16 protein-coding genes are annotated in these 18,399 nt (G+C 45.2%); 5 read left to right on the forward strand and 11 right to left on the reverse strand.

The window, feature by feature from the left end:
• Positions 1-2: 2 nt before the first annotated feature.
• From rhaB to AC5ELV_RS00125, 6 genes are all read right to left on the reverse strand, one after another.
• Positions 3-1,478 (reverse strand): rhamnulokinase, encoded by a 1,476-nt coding sequence (rhaB, locus tag AC5ELV_RS00100; protein WP_493428672.1) that lies wholly within the window; start codon positions 1,476-1,478, stop codon positions 3-5.
• Positions 1,475-2,695, reverse strand: a complete 1,221-nt coding sequence (rhaI, locus tag AC5ELV_RS00105; RefSeq protein ID WP_493428673.1) for an L-rhamnose isomerase — start codon at positions 2,693-2,695, stop codon at positions 1,475-1,477. The genes rhaB and rhaI overlap by 4 nt, the downstream gene beginning before the upstream one ends.
• 366 nt (positions 2,696-3,061) lie before the next feature.
• A complete protein-coding gene (locus AC5ELV_RS00110; protein WP_493428674.1) occupies positions 3,062-5,131 on the reverse strand; it encodes a bifunctional aldolase/short-chain dehydrogenase in 2,070 nt (689 codons plus the stop codon).
• Positions 5,132-5,429: 298 nt separating this feature from the next.
• Positions 5,430-6,071 (reverse strand): acetyltransferase, encoded by a 642-nt coding sequence (locus AC5ELV_RS00115; RefSeq protein WP_493428675.1) that lies wholly within the window; start codon positions 6,069-6,071, stop codon positions 5,430-5,432.
• Complete coding sequence (locus AC5ELV_RS00120) at positions 6,068-7,207, reverse strand: DegT/DnrJ/EryC1/StrS family aminotransferase (RefSeq protein ID WP_493428676.1); 1,140 nt, start codon at positions 7,205-7,207, stop codon at positions 6,068-6,070. The genes AC5ELV_RS00115 and AC5ELV_RS00120 overlap by 4 nt, the downstream gene beginning before the upstream one ends.
• 33 nt (positions 7,208-7,240) lie before the next feature.
• On the reverse strand, positions 7,241-8,107 hold the full coding sequence (locus tag AC5ELV_RS00125; RefSeq protein WP_493428677.1) for a glycosyltransferase family 2 protein: 867 nt from the start codon (positions 8,105-8,107) through the stop codon (positions 7,241-7,243).
• A 254-nt stretch (positions 8,108-8,361) separates the two neighbouring features.
• Here AC5ELV_RS00125 and AC5ELV_RS00130 point away from each other — a divergent pair, with 254 nt between their 5' ends.
• A complete protein-coding gene (locus AC5ELV_RS00130) occupies positions 8,362-9,891 on the forward strand; it encodes a glycosyltransferase (RefSeq protein WP_493428678.1) in 1,530 nt (509 codons plus the stop codon).
• A 339-nt stretch (positions 9,892-10,230) separates the two neighbouring features.
• Here AC5ELV_RS00130 and AC5ELV_RS00135 read toward each other — a convergent pair whose 3' ends face one another.
• The 5 genes from AC5ELV_RS00135 to AC5ELV_RS00155 form a co-directional block, all read right to left on the reverse strand.
• The gene (locus AC5ELV_RS00135; RefSeq protein ID WP_493428679.1) at positions 10,231-10,506 is read right to left on the reverse strand and encodes a hypothetical protein; all 276 of its coding nucleotides are present in this window, start codon (positions 10,504-10,506) and stop codon (positions 10,231-10,233) included.
• Positions 10,507-10,560: 54 nt separating this feature from the next.
• Positions 10,561-11,883, reverse strand: a complete 1,323-nt coding sequence (locus AC5ELV_RS00140; RefSeq protein ID WP_493428680.1) for a BspA family leucine-rich repeat surface protein — start codon at positions 11,881-11,883, stop codon at positions 10,561-10,563.
• 513 nt (positions 11,884-12,396) lie between these two features.
• Positions 12,397-12,750: a hypothetical protein gene (locus AC5ELV_RS00145; protein WP_493428681.1), complete on the reverse strand. Its 354-nt coding sequence runs from the start codon at positions 12,748-12,750 to the stop codon at positions 12,397-12,399.
• A gap of 364 nt (positions 12,751-13,114) precedes the next feature.
• Positions 13,115-13,843 (reverse strand): glycosyltransferase family 2 protein, encoded by a 729-nt coding sequence (locus AC5ELV_RS00150; protein WP_493428682.1) that lies wholly within the window; start codon positions 13,841-13,843, stop codon positions 13,115-13,117.
• 413 nt (positions 13,844-14,256) lie between these two features.
• Complete coding sequence (locus AC5ELV_RS00155) at positions 14,257-15,270, reverse strand: LLM class flavin-dependent oxidoreductase (RefSeq protein WP_493428683.1); 1,014 nt, start codon at positions 15,268-15,270, stop codon at positions 14,257-14,259.
• A 238-nt stretch (positions 15,271-15,508) separates the two neighbouring features.
• On the opposite strand from AC5ELV_RS00155, the gene AC5ELV_RS00160 reads away from it, so the two are divergent.
• From AC5ELV_RS00160 to AC5ELV_RS00175, 4 genes are all read left to right on the forward strand, one after another.
• Positions 15,509-15,991 (forward strand): RrF2 family transcriptional regulator, encoded by a 483-nt coding sequence (locus AC5ELV_RS00160; protein WP_493428684.1) that lies wholly within the window; start codon positions 15,509-15,511, stop codon positions 15,989-15,991.
• 31 nt (positions 15,992-16,022) lie between these two features.
• Complete coding sequence (gene hslO / locus AC5ELV_RS00165; protein ID WP_493428685.1) at positions 16,023-16,904, forward strand: Hsp33 family molecular chaperone HslO; 882 nt, start codon at positions 16,023-16,025, stop codon at positions 16,902-16,904.
• A gap of 155 nt (positions 16,905-17,059) precedes the next feature.
• Complete coding sequence (locus tag AC5ELV_RS00170; RefSeq protein ID WP_493428686.1) at positions 17,060-17,893, forward strand: class I SAM-dependent methyltransferase; 834 nt, start codon at positions 17,060-17,062, stop codon at positions 17,891-17,893.
• 37 nt (positions 17,894-17,930) lie between these two features.
• The gene (locus AC5ELV_RS00175) at positions 17,931-18,380 is read left to right on the forward strand and encodes a DUF5301 domain-containing protein (protein ID WP_493428687.1); all 450 of its coding nucleotides are present in this window, start codon (positions 17,931-17,933) and stop codon (positions 18,378-18,380) included.
• Positions 18,381-18,399: the final 19 nt, after the last annotated feature.

The following is an 18,399-nucleotide window of genomic DNA, read 5'->3' on the forward strand; positions in this document are numbered from 1 at the left end:
CTTTAATGTACAAAAAGTCCCGCCACCCGCCGGAATTGCCCGTAGGCATCCTCCCACGCTTCTGACTCGGCAGGTTCATATTCATCCACGGAAATAGAATCCGCGATGACCCGGCGTGCTTCCCATATATCGGCGAACTTTCCCTGTGTCATCCATTGTACCGCAAGATTGCCGATTGCGCTCGCTTCTGCGGGTCCCGCCCACACTGGTTTTTGAATCGAATTGGCCGTCCATTGGCACAGCAAGCGATTTTGAATCCCTCCTCCAACCATATGCAAACCATTAAACTGTTGTCCTGACACCCGTTCTGTAAGGTCCAAAATGTAACGGTACTTTAACGCCAGACTCTCCAAAATACAGCGCGTGATCTCTCCCGGCGTCTCCGGCAATGGCTGTCCGGTATTGCGGCAATATTGGCGGATACGTGTTTTCATATCCCCGGCATGCAGAAACAGTTCATCGTCCGGGTCAATCAAAGAAGTGAATGCTGGAGCCTGTTCTGCCATATGAACCAGTTCGGGGAAGGAATAGGAATATCCCTGCCGCTCCCACTCTCTACGCGCCTCTTGTAAAATCCACAAACCCATAATGTTTTTAAGCAGCCTGTAAGTTCGACCGACCCCACCTTCGTTCGTAAAATTAAAACGAAGCGTATCGTCATTGATTACAGGCTGTGCCGTTTCCGTTCCCATCAGGGACCATGTTCCGCAGCTCAAGTACGCAAACGAGCGCTCCAGCGCAGGCACGGCAGCCACAGCAGATCCCGTATCGTGCTCTGCTACAGCAATCACAGGAATCGCTCCAATGCCCAGATCGGTCATGACCGACGAGCGGATAGTTCCTGCAACATTTCCTGGCTCCAGTACCTCACCAAACCAGGAACGAGGGATGTTGATTCCAAACAAAAGCTCATCATCCCATTTTTGCTGCAACGGATTATATAATTGCGTGCTGGTCGCATTCGAAAACTCATTGTACATTTCACCTGTCAGAAAATACCGCAGCAGATCTGGAATCATCAAGAAATGCTTTGCCTGCTCCAGCAATGGTGAACTCGCATTTCGCATAGCAGCCAGCTGATAAATCGTATTAAACGTCAAAAACTGAATGCCTGTACGCTGAAAAATGAACTCTTTTCCCAGCCGTCCCTGTATTTCTTCCATCACCCCGTGGGTATGCCAATCCCGATAATGATAAGGGTTGCCCAGCAATTCTCCGGTTTCCCCAATCAATCCAAAATCGACCGCCCAGGAGTCAATCGCAAGACTGGACGGATTCACTCCCATATGCTTGGCTTTGAGCAATCCTTGCTGAACCTCGTGATACAGACGCAACAGATCCCAGTGCAGACGTTCCCCAACCTTGACCGGATCATTCGAAAAGCGATGGATTTCCTCCACCACTATACGTGAATCTGTCAATTCTCCGAGTAGAACCCTGCCACTGCTTGCCCCCAAATCATAAGCGAGGATACTCACCAGCTTGCACCACCCTTGCCTCTTTGCAAAATCTGCGTGCCATACTCAGACGCTAAGTAAGCTTTCATCGGGTCTGCTGGTAATCCTTGCTCTTCACGGATCACTCTAAGCAATGGTGCCACATCAAACTCAAACGCTTGGCGCACAGCATCCTCTGCACCCAGCACATCCTGGCGGCTCGCCGCTTCCTCTACTTCTGCATGATTGATCAGGAGTGCCTTCGCATATTGAGTCTGCACATTCAGCACCGAACGAATCATCGCCGGAATTTTTTGCTCAATATTGTGCGACTGATCGATCAAATAAGCAATTTTGTCCACCGTATGCCGAATATCTTTATCCACATCCTGAGCCGCATTTAAAATTTGATAAAAAATTAAGAACAGTTCATACGGATTCGCAGAGCCCACGATCAGATCATCATCCGCATATTTGTAGCTATTAAAATGAAAACCACCTAATCGCTTCTCATCAATTAAAAACGCGACAATATGCTCCACATTGGCTCCCGGCAGATGATGCCCTGTATCCACCAGCACCTGTGCCTGCGTCCCCAGCTTGGTTGCGAAATTGTACGCCATGCCCCAATCGGCAATATCCGTATGATAAAAGGCTGGCTCGAACGCCTTGTATTCAATCAGCATGCGCATGTCAGGAGTGAGCGCCTTATACATTTCACTGAGCGCTTCCAGCATCCAATTTTTCCGTTTGCGAATGTCCCCCTGACCCGGATAGTTTGTTCCGTCTGCAAACCATAAGCTAAAATCGTTAGAGTCCGTCTCCTTCGCAATATCCACGCATTCCAGCAAATGGTTGATGGCCTTGCGGCGGATGGCCGGGTCTACATTGGTGACACTGCCGAGCATGTAGTCCTCGTCTTGAAACAGATTGGGATTCACGGCCCCAATCCGCAGACCGAGGCTTTCGGCATGACTGCGAAGCTTGCCGTAATTGTCTACTTTATCCCACGGAATGTGGATCGCAACGGATGGACATAAGCCTGTCACGGCATGAACTTGCGCGGCATCCTCCAACTTTTCGAACGGATCACGCGGCACGCCCGTTTTCTGAAAGACTTTAAACCGTGTACCTGAGTCGCCATATCCCCAGGATGGTGTTTCTATGCTGAGCGCTTTCAGCTTTGCCTTTACTTGCTCCAGGTCAATGCCTCGTTGTTGCTGTTGTTCCTCGAATAAGGCGTACGCTTTGTCACTCATCGTGGTTCCTCCTTGGAAAAATGAAGTGAGTTATGGGAGATCACTTCGCGTGCGGATTGTTCTTCCGATTGCTGTTGCAAAGGCGAACACTTCGTTTCTTCAGAACAATTCCGCCCGCTCCGCTGCTGACCACCCATAAAGTCACTTCTATTTTTAAAGTGTTAGTGTGTATATAAAGGATGAGAGCACGTAAATACGTTATATAACTCATTTACGTGTTCTCAACTAATTAATAAGCCCTTCGGAACTATCGTCATGTGGCTTGGATTAATGAAATAGATTAGTACATTAAATTAGTTCGTTATAATCCTAAGTGTTGAGCCGTTGAAATGAGTCTATCACTTACATAGGTTCATTTTAATTCGGCTAGCGTGTAAAGGCAGCGGGGACGCCGCCGTCGATGGTCAGCATACAGCCTGTCGTTTTCTCTGCCTTGGATGAGGCGAAAAAGGCAATGCCCTCGGCGATATCCTGCGGGTAAATGTTGACCAGCAGCGTCGTCCGTTTGCGGTAATGCTCCTCCAGCTGGTCGGGCTCGATGCCGTAGGCGGCAGCGCGCTCGTTGCGCCAATTAGAGTTCCAGATTGCCGAGCCTTGCAGAATCGCATCCGGCAAAATAGTGTTCACACGGATGCCATATTCACCGCCTTCTGCGGCAATACAACGGGCTAAATGTGCTTCCAGCGCCTTGACCGAGCTATAGGCCGTTACATTTTTACCTGCGTAGACCGAGTTTTTGGAGCCGACGAACACCATGCTGCCGCCAAGTGTCTGCTCCTTCATGAGCTTGAACGCTTCTCGTGCAACCAGAAAATAACCTGTTCCCAGCACATTCACATTTAAATTCCATTCCTTTAATGATGTTTCATCGAACGGACTGGATGTAGCAAGGCCTGCATTGTTGACGATGATATCTACACCGCCATAGTTCAATGCCGTTTCTGCATAGGCAGCCTGAATTTGCTCCTCCTGAGTCACATCCATTTTTACGGCGATGGCACGGTTTTCTCCGTAGCTGCTATTTATCTCTGCGGCTACCTTTTGCGCGCCTTCTAGATTCAGATCTGCCAGTACGACATGTGCGCCTTCATCCACCAAACGACGTGCGGTTGCACTGCCAATTCCGCCCGCACCGCCTGTAATGAACGCAATTTTACGGGAAAATTCAGCTTCTGCTGGCGCGAGTGACAGCTTATAAAGCTCCAGCGGCCAATATTCCACGTTATATGACTCGTTCTCACTGAGCGAAACAAACTCTCCTAACGTCGTTGCCCCTCGCATAACAGCGATAGCCCGATGGTACAGAGCACCGCTCACCTGCGCATTGCTCCAGCTTTTACCTGTGTTGATCATACCGACACCCGGAATCAAAATTACACGTGGCGCAGCCTCAAACATAACATCTCCCTCATGCCGATTACGGTCGAAATAAGCTTGGTACTGCTCTTTATAGGCTGCTATACCCTCGGCAAGCTTAACTCTCAAGCCCTCTACATCCTCCACATCCGGTGTCCAATCTACATAGAGTGGCTTCATCTTGGTATGGACCAGATGATCCGGGCATGCCGCCCCGACCTGGGATAAAACAGCAGAATCCCGGGCGTCCACAAAATCCAACACATCCTCCGCGTCATCAAAGGTGAGGATCATCTTTTTCTCATCACTGACAGCACCCCGGACGGATGGCATAACTTGGGACGCAATGCTTCGGCGCTCTTTAGAAGTAAGCGCTTTATATTTTACGCCTCCAAACGCCTGTTTTTCCTCTTGACGAGCTTTAATATAGCTTTCTGCTTCTTGAATGATTTCGATCGTTTTGGCATAAGCCGCTTCGGATGTGTCTCCCCACGTAACCAGACCATGCTTTTCCATCAATACCAATTCAGCTTGTGGATGATCGATTACACCTTGGGCAATCATTTTCGACAGCTTAAAGCCAGGACGGATATAAGGCACCCATACAAAACGGTCACCGAAAATTTCCTTTGCGATTTCCTTGCCGTTGTGCGCACAGCACAAGCTGATAATCGCGTCCGGGTGTGTATGATCCACATGTCTAAAAGGCAAAAAAGCATGCAATAGCGTCTCAATCGAGGCACGCGGATGCTTGGCATCTATCATACAATTCGCCAGATAAGCAACCATATCCTCGTCAGACATATCTTCCCGCTCAAACAAAGGACGGATATCCTCCATGCGAAGACCTGTAAAGTTATGCGCTTTCATTGTTGCAAGATCGGAACCACTGCCCTTGACGTACATCACTTCCACTTCACGTCCGCGGAAATCCTGTATCGTTGTTTTGGCCGAAGTATTGCCGCCTCCCCAGTTGCACACGCTTCTATCCGTACCAATGAGGTTGGAACGGTATACGAGCTGTTCCAGCGTGTTTTTTTGCTCAGATGCTTGTGAAGAATTCCACAGACTTTGTACCATAGGAAAAAGACCTCCAAGTTCTGTTTGGTTTTGAATCGCTTTATTATAGTGTTTGTTTTTGCTTACGGAGACTATAACACTTTTGTTTAAATTTGAAAATATGAAATACAAAAATAATCAAAAAATAAATTTAATTTTTACTAACTGTAAACCGAGTATATTAGCTTAAAATATAATAAGGCCGTGCCGGGTCAGGTCATAAGAACCTTTTCCAGTACAGCCTTTTGACAAGTAAATCACTTCATTGCCAAGTATATTGCTGCGAATTTGAATGCGCTCTGTTCCAAGGGAAGAAAGCTCAGGGTATATCAAGTCGTTTTTTAACGACAGCTGGTACACCTGCAGCCATGGTAAATTCGGGTATATCCTCTTTAACAAAGGCCCCACCACCGATCATAGACCAACATCCGATGTGACGTTTCTCCCGTACCGAGGCACCAATGCCGATATAGACTCCCTCATCTATGGTTACATTGCCTGCCAGATTCACACCGGGTGCTATAGTTACATAATCGCCAATAACCGCATCATGACTCACGTTAACACTCCGATTGATAATTACATGCTGTCCGATCTTAATATTGTCCGACAGGACAGCCCCTTCAAAGATCATGCTTCCCTCTCCAATGGTGTTTCTTCGAGACAAACGAACACGTGGATGTATTAGCGGGGCTGCGATACGAAATCCCGATTGAATTGTATGATAAGCGAATCGCTTCTTTAATGCTGGGTCACCCACTCCCGCACATATTAGCTCCACCTCATATTTTAACGCTTCAATGTCGGTCAACGTCCCCAGTACAGGAACCCCATTTACGCTCTGCCCTTTCGTCTCAGGCCGTTCGTCTAAGAAACCTATCACTCGAACACCTAACTCTTCACATAACCAGTTAATTTCCCTGGCATGTCCGCCCGATCCCCAAATAACGAGTTTCCTCATCTGGCTGTCTCTCTTCCCAAGCTTCCTAGAACATTTACAATTCTTCGAACGATAATCTCATCCAGTTCCTCCCACAAGGGCAGGCTGACAATATGTTTAGTAATATGCTCGGTAACATGAAGAGTAGACCGGGGATAACTTTGGAACTGCTTCTGCTGATGGCACGCCGGAGAAAAATAGGTTCTGGCTTCTATTGAATTAGAGGCTAATAACTTAACGACCTCTTGATTCGTGTGTGAATCCGGACTAAGAATAGGGATAAATTGATGAACAACCGATCCTTGTGTTTTTTGTACAGACCATCCTCGTTCTAATAAGTCTGCTTGGAGCAGCTCTTGAAGATAATATTCGTAGATCGTCCTTCTATTTTCCCGTACAGTCTTGAAGTGATCGAGAGTGGCTAAAGCGATAGCTGCGGTATACTCGGATATCTTACTGTTAAGACCTTGGGTGACAGACTCTCTGCTGCTGGAGAAACCGAAATTCCCCGCCTGACGAATTCGCTTAATGAGATCCTGGTCCAAACTGTATACCAATCCACCTTCTCCAATACCAAATGATTTGGTGGCATGAAAGCTGAATACTACGGCTCCTCCAAAGCCTTTACCAAAATGGATGGCTTCCTCGGGAGTTATAGTTCCAAAACTGGCAGCAGCATCAATGACTACCGGAATTCCTTGCTCCTGCAGCTTATTGTATACAGATAAATCAATGGCTGTACCGAAAGTGGCATAAGGAACGATTACCGCAATCTCATCCCCCAGCAGCTTGACTGCCTGCTCTAACTGCTCCCTATTCATTTGCCAATTCTCCGGTTCAATGTCAAGGAAATAGGGTTCTAACCCGCACCACTCAGCAGCAAGTGGGGTGGCAGCAAAAGTAAAACTTGGCATAACTGCATATTTGCCCTGTGGTCGCTTGCTTTGGGCGATCGCCAAAATCAAGCCGATGGTAGCGTTATGAACGGTCACAGCCGAACCGATTCCATTAAACATTTGCGCAATGACTCGCTCTTCAAACAGGTTATTTAAGGGGCCATAATTGGAGTAAATCCGCGTCTCTTCTATTTTCTCAAAATTGGCAATAAATCGTTCCTTTTTTACTAAACTAGGTCGTAAGAAGGGAATGTCAAACATAAGCCAGCCTCCTTTGCACATGGGATGAGCAAGTTAGGATTCCAATGTTTTTAATATCATTTCAATTCGCTTGATATCTGCAACAAATTGTGGACGGCCTTTTATACGTTCATGATAAGAAAGAAGTGCAGTTTTAAACAAATCGTTGGTATCAAGAAATCCATCATCTCTCGAGGCAATCATAATATCTAACCATTCCGTGAACGCATTTTGACCAAGCGTTTGATTATTTTGATTGGGATGTATTCGAAAATAGCTTAGCGCTTCAGGAATATAAACTGCTTTTCCTTTGGATAGTAAGTTCAACCAGGAAGCTAAATCATTAAGAAGAGAATACTGTTTTCCTTTATAAACCCCAAACCGTTCGATAAGATCTGTTTTTTTGAAAAACACTGTTGTAGGTTCACCAATCACATTTAAACAACGAGTTAATGCAACGTTTGCCAACATTCTTCCGTCCATTATCCTTGTTTCTTCGTATAACTTTTCCGTTGCATAGAGCGGTGGGAGAATAGTACCTGATTCATTCATGGTTTGTCGATACGAGGTAACCAGTGTGATGTTTTCGAAATTTTCAAAAAAATAGAGCATCCTTGCTATTTTTTCTTTATGAAACATATCGTCATCCATCAAGTAATTGATATATTCACCTGATGCCAAATCAAAACATTTATGCCAATTTCCAAGAAAAAGATTTTTATCATTTTTATAATATTTAACTTTGGGAAAAGAATCTAAATAAGAATCAATCATTTCTTGGACTTCATTCGTTGTACTGTCATCACAGATAATGATTTCGATGTTCGGGTAAGTTTGTTCCAATACACTGTCGATGGCGATTTTTAGTGTATGCGGCCGGTTATATGCAGGTATAACTACACTTACTAATGGGCATTCCACACTTACTCCACCTTTCTTTTATGCTTAGGTGTTTACGTCGGAGGTTTCAAACGGTTTATTCGCTATGTTCATATGGGCTGGCATTTTCCTCACATCCCCGAACACATACACATACACATACACATACACATACATATATACTACTGGGAAATAAAATGATGCCAGGAAAATGGTTGTTTCAATAAAAATAATAACTTACGTCTGAACGGCACCTCCCTCTCGTTGGTGTTCGAAACTGGTAAAGGGGAATGATCATGTCATTGAATTTCACTCCGCTACTGACAACTCATTTATTTGTATCGAAGAAGGTTTTAAAGGATCATGTAAAAGAATTGATAGATAGATTGGAAGAAAATCACATTACAATAAACTTGTATGAGGCTGATCAGCCACTTATAGACAATAGCCTCCAAAAGCCTCGGGTTTACGTCTCGATCGGAGAAGAGTGGGGAGAATTTTCAGCACTAAAAGCGTTGCCTGGTCACGAAAAAAAACGCTGGTTGCACTTCCAATCACCAAACGAAATTCAACCTATGCATTTATTTTTCTGCTGGCTTAAGGCAACAGATCCTCTGCCGGAGAATAGAACGATTCCTCCAACACATTTTTCTTCAAACACACCTTTAATATCCGTCTTTACTGCCAGCTACAGATCAAAGGAAAAAATTCAACGACCTTATCAATCTTTATTGAAGCAGACCTACAAGAACTGGGAATGGGTAATCGTGGATGATTCCGGTGATGAAGATGAGACGTACAAGGAGTATTTACTCCCTTTAGAGGATCACCGTGTGCGGAGATATCGCCAGGATTCCCGCAATGGCTATATAGGGGCCATCAAAAGGTTTGCGGCAGGTCTATGTACAGGGGAAATTTTGGTAGAAGTCGATCATGATGATGAGCTAACTCCTGACTGCCTAGAGAAAATCGTCAAAGCATTTCAACAAAACCCTGACTGTGGCTTTGTTTATGGGGATTGTGCTGAGGTGTATGCAGGGAGCAATCATGCACATTGGTATGGCTGGGATTGTGGCTTTGGTTACAGTGTTCATTATCGAGTCTGGCTGCATGAAATGAACAGATGGCAAAATGTACAAAAACATACGACCATTAATGGCAAAACCATTCGCCATTTGGTCGGTTTACCCAATCATCCACGTGCGTGGACGAGGGACTGCTATCATCTGATCGGAGGCCATCGCAATGAACTACTGGTAGCAGATGATTACGATATGCTAGTCCGGACGTTTCTTTGTACTAAAATAGTAAACGTCCCTGATTTGATATATATCCAATATCGTAACGAACATGGGAATAACACTACATTCCTCAGAAATAAGCAGATTCAGGTTCTTGTAGGGGAACTATATAGATGCTATTTTCAAAGAATCCAAATGAGATTGAAAGAGCTCGATTTACCAGAGCTATTGCCTTATCGTCGTATATGGGAGACTTCTACGGATGATCCTGCCCGGAAATCTGCTCACGTTATTCAAGAAGATACTTCAAGATTCTCGATATTGTTCCCTATCCCCCATTCCTGCCCTGAAATAGAGCATACCCAATTAATTAAGACACTCCAAAAGGGCATTGAAAACAACTTTAGAGAGATCGAAATTGTGGTTGTAGGTCGAATTCCATCAGAAATCGAAACCTATGCCTCCAAAGTTCCCAGGGGAGCCATACGATGGTGGCCTATGGAGCCAAATGATTCATTAGAAACTTGTATTCAATATGGAAAATTTGTTGCGTCCTGCAAAGAGAAAGTGGTTGTGTTGCCCTAAATTACAACAAGGCTGATTAGAATATTAGCCAACAATTATTTCTATAGTTAGCGCGTGCCGATACTCAATCGCACGCGCTCTTTAAGTTTAGCTTTAAAGAATTTAATCGTGTATTATATGCTTGAGACATGTACTGAAAACTCTGATCCGAACGGAGTACGACTTCCGATATGTCTCTTTTTTGCGTCCACTGCTCAAGTGGTATCAGCACCAGCATGACATCGATCCGATTCTACCTGGGTCGCCAGATATTCTCACTCCTCTCAGCTCTCACGCGACAAAATGACCCAAAGGTTATAAATAGCCTTTGGGTCATCTAAATTTACATATAGCTTAACATTAATTAGACAATGCCTTGAGGTCCTTGATCACCTTGCGGGCCTTGAACGCCTTGAGGTCCTTGGTCGCCTTGTACGCCCTGAACACCCTGAGGTCCTTGGTCGCCTTGGACGCCCTGAACACCCTGAGGTCCTTGGTCGCCTTGGACGCCCTGAACTCCCTGAGGTCCTTGGTCGCCTTGGACGCCCTGAACTCCCTGAGGTCCTTGGTCGCCTTGTGGTCCTTGAGGTCCTTGGTCACCTTGTGGTCCTTGAACTCCTTGAGGGCCTCCAGCACCTTGTGGACCTAGAGGGCCTTGAGCACCTAGAGGGCCTTGAACACCTTGTGGACCTAGAGGGCCTTGAGCACCTTGTGGTCCTTGAACACCCTGAGGTCCTTGATCGCCTTGGACGCCCTGAACACCCTGAGGTCCTTGGTCACCTTGGACGCCTTGAACTCCTTGAGGTCCTTGGTCGCCTTGGACGCCTTGAACTCCTTGAGGTCCTTGATCGCCTTGGACGCCTTGAACTCCTTGAGGTCCTTGGTCGCCTTGGACGCCTTGAACTCCTTGAGGTCCTTGGTCACCTTGGACGCCCTGAACACCCTGAGGTCCTTGATCGCCTTGGACGCCTTGGACACCTTGAGGTCCTTGGTCACCTTGGACGCCCTGAACTCCTTGAGGTCCTTGGTCGCCTTGGACGCCCTGAACACCCTGAGGTCCTTGGTCACCTTGGACGCCTTGAACTCCTTGAGGTCCTTGGTCGCCTTGGGCTCCTTGAACACCCTGAGGTCCTTGGTCGCCTTGGACGCCTTGAACGCCTTGAGGTCCTTGGTCGCCTTGGATGCCTTGAACGCCTTGAGGTCCTTGGTCGCCTTGGATGCCTTGAACGCCTTGAGGTCCTTGGTCACCTTGGACGCCTTGAACACCCTGAGGTCCTTGGTCACCTTGGTCACCTTGAACTCCCTGAGGTCCTTGGTCGCCTTGGGCTCCTTGAACACCCTGAGGTCCTTGGTCGCCTTGTACGCCTTGAACTCCTTGAGGTCCTTGGTCACCTTGGACGCCCTGAACACCCTGAGGTCCTTGATCGCCTTGGACGCCTTGGACACCTTGAGGGCCTTGGTCACCTTGGACGCCCTGAACTCCTTGAGGTCCTTGGTCGCCTTGGACGCCCTGAACTCCCTGAGGGCCTTGGTCGCCTTGGACGCCCTGAACTCCCTGAGGTCCTTGGTCGCCTTGGACGCCCTGAACTCCCTGAGGTCCTTGGTCGCCTTGGACGCCCTGAACACCCTGAGGTCCTTGGTCGCCTTGGGCTCCTTGAACACCCTGAGGTCCTTGGTTGCCTTGGTCGCCTTGAACTCCCTGAGGTCCTTGGTCGCCTTGCACGCCTTGAACTCCTTGAGGTCCTTGGTCGCCTTGCACGCCTTGAACTCCTTGAGGTCCTTGGTCACCTTGGGCTCCTTGAACACCCTGAGGTCCTTGGTCGCCTTGGGCTCCTTGAACACCCTGAGGTCCTTGGTCGCCTTGGGCTCCTTGAACTCCTTGAGGTCCTTGAACACCTTGTGCTCCTTGAACACCCTGCGGCCCTTGAACACCTTGAGGTCCTTGATCGCCTTGCACGCCTTGAACGCCCTGAGGTCCTTGGTCGCCTTGGGCTCCTTGGGCTCCTTGAACACCTTGAGGTCCTTGGACGCCTTGATCGGTTCCTAAAAGTTCATCAGATACTAAACGATGCGCAGGTACTAATTGCCCCAATGCATCTTTACCCCAAACAGAAATTTGAGTTTCATCCTCTGCTGGTCCGCTTGTGGTAAACACGAATTCAAATGCGTCTAAATTTGCAAAGAAATTCCTAGTTATAACCGCATTTGGTCCCACTGGCACTAGTTGTTGTATATATAATGTTCTGCTGCCGTTTAAAATAAAACCCTCGATCAAAACAGTAGAAGAATTTACAGAATCTCGGTTATCTATTTTTACTGTGACCAGTTGGGTGGGTCTGACTCCTAGAACAGGATCGTTTGCAATGGGTCCAGTAGATAATACTGCCATTTAGACATTCCCTCCTTTCTAGTAAAAGCAAGCTTTTCTTGTGAACAATGAGGTCTTTCTCAAGATCATGTTCCCTCTATTTTATTTCTAAAATATGTGATATGATTGTGGCTTTACCTCTGTACATTTGTTGAGTTTTAAGACTCTAACTGCTCATCCGCAACAATACGCTGAGCACCAATGATTGTACCACTCCCGTTTTTTCCCCATATAGAAATATCAGTACTTTCTTCTGCCAAACCGCTTGTGGTAAAAACGAATTCGTATGCGTTGAAATTTGCTGTATAATTTCTCGTAATAACTGCATTGGGGGCTAAAGCTATTTGTTCTAGTGCATTCAATGTTCGTAAACCATTTAAAAAGTATTCCTGAATTAAAATAATTGAAGAATTGACTAAATCGCGGTTAATTATTTTAACAGTAACCTGCTGGATAGGCCTGATCCCACTAACAGGACTATTCTCAATAGGTCCAGTTGATAATACAGCCATTTAGTTGGTCTCCCCTTTCCTATTTATTAACTACAAATCCATATCATATAAAAATACTATATATATATCGAACTTTAAAAATTTATATTTGAGTTTAAATACACTATATTTATTTTGCAGTTCAATCTATATAGAACAGAATAGGATTACTGTAGTTCCATTATCATATTAGTAATTAGTTTCATTTGATTGTTTGGTTGCCTATTAAAAATAAAATAGATATATACTTATTCAAGCCTTTTTAAATTCCGGGGATATTAAAAGGTAGTGACCGAGCACTAAGTAAGCTGATTCTTCAATTCATTTCCAATCATAAAAAGGATAAAGGCCCCCTGAGAAAAAAGGTGCCTTTATCCTTGTAAATCTACAACACTCTAACAGATTTATTTTTTAATTCCTCGAATTGTTCCAACCTTTGTTTTTCATCCCATAAATAATGAAATCCCCATCTATTTGCCGTGTCCCCTTCTCGCAGCCCTTGTTTTAAAGCCGGGAAACGTGAATTTATATAGTCAAGTCCCAAGTATTTATAATGTAGCAATAAAACATCATTGTTGGATGGCTTTTTGACGTCTCCTGTAGGTGAAGCAGTATGCCTGCCAGGACTGAAATTTATTTCTTGTATCGCATTTGGATTAAATATTTGAGGCTTATCGTACGTTTGACTTCTTACACCATTCCTTACCGTCTCATGTAATGGTTGATCGCTACTCGGAAAAAAATTAGAAACCATCTCATAACCATCAGGGACAATCAACGTTATTCCTTTAGAGGTGCATTCTTGCAGATATATTCTAAGGTTAGGGTGATAGAAATGTTCATCAGCGTCACAGACAATAACCCAGTCTGCCTTTCCTCTACTTCCTTTCCAAAATTGATTGAATTTATCTTGTGCTGATTTCACGAGAGAATTACCTTCTATTTCGAATCTATCTATAACAACTTTGGGATTTTCCCTTAACATGGATATAGAATTATCAGTTGAGCCGTTATCGAAAATATAGTATTGATCCGCTATATTATCATAGTGCTTAAAAAAAAACGGGAGCATTTTTTCTTCATTCCAGCATAAAGCATAAACATGGATTATCACATACTCTTCCCCTTTCAAACTCAAAGCTTATGGACCAACTTGCTTGATAATATATGCAACTTATATTTGTGGGGTTCAAGTCGTGGAAGACAAGCTTTTCGTTAAGCGAGTATGTGAGAGATGATAAATCATAATGCTGAATTGTCGGATTGCACCAGGCTTTAATCATTCTGATCGTAGCTAAGTAGTGTCTCTGCGTACAGTTTACGTTGGGTTTGAACAAGCTCCCGAAAAACGATCTCCATAACAAAGCCTTTTCACTTTACGGCAGTTATCTGATCAACAGCTACTGTCACGCGTGGAGCTGCACCCCAACCTATTTGATTCGTAAATATAAGCTTTAAAATATAATAAGGCCATGCCAGGATCAGGTTATGAGAACCTTTTCCGGCACGGCCTTATGGTTTGACCAACTACTCGTCTGTTCGCATCACTTTGGCTAGCAGTTCGTACGAGCGCAAGCGCGCCTGATGGTCATATACCTGAGAGGTTGTAATCAGCTCATTGGCTCTAGTCTGGTCGATTATCCAATCCATCTTTTGCTTGACGGTGTCAGGACTGCCGATGGCTGAATACCCCAGCATATTACCACGAACCATCTCCTTCTCGTGCTCACTCCAAAGCTTTTCCATGTCATCCACTGGTGGCTTCAGTCCTCCGCTGTTCCCACGTAGCACATTTAGAAACTGCTGTTCTTGTGAAGTAAAGAGCCATTTTGCTTCCTCATCAGAATCTGCAACAAGCACATTAACACCGACCATCACATAGGGCTTATCCAGTGCTTTGGATGGCCGAAAATTGCGATGATACAACTCCAGAGCCTGTAGCAAATGGGCCGGGGCAAAGTGGCTGGCGAACGCGAACGGCAGCCCAAGCTGACCTGCCAGCTGTGCGCTGAATCCGCTTGATCCCAGTAACCAGATGGGAATATCCAGCCCTTCTCCAGGAATCGCTCTGACCCCCGGAACGGCTCCGTTTAGCGCTGGATTCAGGTAAGAACGCAGCTCATTCAATTGCTCGGGGAAATCCTCCCCAGTACTGTGAAGCCCTCGCCGCAGTGCCCTCATCGCGGGTTGGTCCGTGCCTGGAGCCCGACCAAGTCCAAGATCAATTCGTCCCGGATAGAGCGACTCTAACGTTCCAAACTGCTCCGCAATCATGAGTGGAGCATGGTTAGCCAGCATAATGCCGCCAGAGCCGACTCGAATCTTGTTTGTATGTGCAGCTACATGCCCGATGATCACGGACGTAGCCGCACTGGCAACCGCCTGCATATTATGATGCTCCGTTAGCCAGTACCGATGGTACCCCCATTGTTCGGCATGCTGGGCAAGATCCACCGTGTCGCGGAAGGAATCAGCAGGAGTACCGCCTTCAATGACAGGTGCAAGATCTAATATAGATAGTGAAACGTTCCGCGTAGTCATTATATATCAATCCCCTATCAAAATATTATTTTATGAATTTTCCTCAACGCCTTAATTCTTTGACCCATCAATTGATACGTCAATTATGATAATGTGTCCCGTTATAAATTGCAAATGATTTAAATTTTTAGTTTTTGTTCAAAAACAGTTTACTTTTACGAGAAGCTCGTCTATCATGCATTTATGTAGATAATCATTATCCACATTAGCCTGGTTATAAATATTGAGGTGATTGCTAGTGCATATGAAAACAGGTGTCGAACAATCTGTCTACGCTCTTCTTCTACTCACGATGCTGCCGGACAAAGCTGTTTTACCTGGGGAGGCCATTAGCCAGCAGTTAGGTGCTTCGCCTACTTATTTTCATAAACTGTTACGTAAATTGGTTAGCTCCGATTTGATTACTTCTGTGCCTGGTGTCAAGGGCGGGTTCAAATTAAAGAAAAAACCTGAGGATATACGGGTATTTGATATTTATCTAGCGATTGAGGGACAACAAACCCTTTATTCTTCCAGTGGTATATACAACGAAATACTTGAATTAAAGAAAGACGATCAGTGTTGTTTACTGGCAAATTTGATGGAAGAAGCGGAAGCCTCCTGGAAAGCCGTTCTGAAAAGAGAAACTATCGCGTCACTATCCGCTGACTTTTTTAAAGAAGGATATGATGCCAAAATTACTTCTTTGGAGAACTGGATTCAGGAAAAAATGGTCTTGTAAAGAACTCTAATTATCAGAAAGGAACATGAACATGAACGATTATTTAGTAAAAGCTCTTGCCTACAATAATCAGGTACGGGCTTATGCCGTGAGAACAACGGAAACGGTAAGTGAAGCCCAACGGCGTCATTATACCTGGCCCACAGCATCGGCTGCATTGGGACGTTCTATGACGGTCGGCGTCATGCTGGGAGCCATGCTTAAAGATGAGGATAAACTGACGATCAGGATTAATGGCGGCGGACCTATCGGCACTATTCTTGTCGATACCAACTCCAAAGGTGAAGTTAGAGGTTATGTAAAAAATCCACAAACCCATTTTGAGCTTAATCAGATAGGGAAATTAGATGTCGCCAGAGCTGTCGGAACAGATGGAGCGCTAATTGTATCTAAAGATATAGGCTTAAAACACCCGTTTGTTGGACAAGTCCCTCTCATATCGGGTGAACTGGGCGAGGATTTCACATCTTATCTCGTCCAATCCGAACAAATTCCCTCTTCTGTAGGAGCGGGAGTTATTGTTAACCCGGATAACTCTATTCAGGCGGCTGGAGGTTTCATTATTCAGCTGATGCCAGATACGCAGGAAGAGGTTATCAGTTTTATCGAGAGACGCATTGAGAGCATTCCAAGCATTTCCGCAATGGTCATGGAAGGTCTTACACCAGAGCAGATTCTGGGTCAGATTTTGGGAGAAAGTAACCTGAACATACTGGAAACCATGCCTGTACAATTTCATTGTCCCTGCTCAGAAGAAAGAGTTACCCATGCCATTATCAGCTTAGGGAATAAAGAAATAGAAGATATGATTCATACCGATGGACAGGCTGAAGCTCATTGCCACTTTTGTAACGCACACTACCATCTTACCAAAGAAGATCTCGAAGGCATGCTGGAAACAAACATCATTTAAATAGGGCTGTTCCCAAAAAGTAGGTTTAGCTACTGGGGAACAGCTTTTTTCTTTCCCAATGCTTCCGATGGTCTCTTTATCCCAATCACGGTAGACTTGTTCATGATACAAGTGTTAATGTTATATTATTCCAATCACTTGAGATGAGGTGCGCTATGCTCGAAAAAGATACGCATGAAATTCTGGCTTATTATGATGGCGGTGCAGAAATAGGCAGATTAGAGCAAGGCATCGGAAAAATAGAGCTGGAAAGATCAAAAGAAATCATTTCCCGTTATCTCAGCAAGTCTACTCATGTTATTTATGATATTGGCGGCGGTGTAGGGGTCTACTCTTCGTGGCTGGCAGAACTGGGATATGAAGTTCATCTATTTGATCTTTCTTCTCAAGCCATTGAATTCGCTCGTCAGCAGCAACTGAATAACCCTATCATCAGCAAGCTGGAAACCGCAGATGCCAGAAATCTTGATCGTAAAGATGAAAGCGCGGACATCGTGCTATTAATGGGACCTTTGTATCATTTAACGGAACAGAAGGAACGAGTAAAAGCACTGCAAGAAGCGGCGCGTGTCTTAAAGAAGGGCGGAACGCTGATTACTTCAGCTATTTCCAGGTTTGGCTCGTTACTGTGGGGACTATCGGTGTACGGCGAGCGCAATACCATTGTGGAGGAAGATGAGTTCATGGATATGGTCAGACAGGAGCTGGCAGATGGTCAGCATGTGCGCCCTGCTGCTTATCCCTCTTTTCTCACACGCTCCTACTTCCATACACCAGATGCTTTGCGCGCAGACTGGAAGGCGGCTGGATTGCCGAAGCCTCGTGTACTGGGCGTGGAAGGTCCCGTCTGGATTGCACCCGGATTTGAGGAAAAGTGGGCGGTTCCTTCCCATCGTAGTCGCTTGCTGGATATATCACGGCAGGTTGAAGAACAGGAACCTGTAATCGGTATGAGCCCGCATATGCTTGCGGTCGGTACCAAGTCTTGAAGCTCATCACCTCTACAACTATGGAGAGATATAGCCTATGAGAAGATGTAATCGTTACATCGTTAAGTCTGCAATCATTCTGATCGCAGTTATAATCGGAATGATTTATACCGTAAATCTGGATACTTCTTTTAGAAAAGTCATTTTGGATCGCATGGATACATCCAAGATTAATACTATTCTTATTAGCAAATCGCCAGACTATACAGACCAATTGGTAAAAGACAAGAATGAAATTCAAAGTATCCTCAATGCTCTCGCTGAAATGAAATTAAGAAAATCCAGTGTATTAGATAAAGGTCTTAATTCCGCATACATGCTCAGTATTTTCGTAGATCACGAAAACGAAAGGGACTTATTTGGCATAACACTGTATGACCAAAACTATATAGAAATATATGATGAAACCAAAACGAAAAATAAAGTTACTTCCTATAAAATTACGAGTGATTATGATGTAGAGCCCATTCGTAAACTATTCAAATAGGCCACCAGATATGGCGGCC

Source organism: Paenibacillus sp. NMA1017 (genome assembly GCF_058895805.1).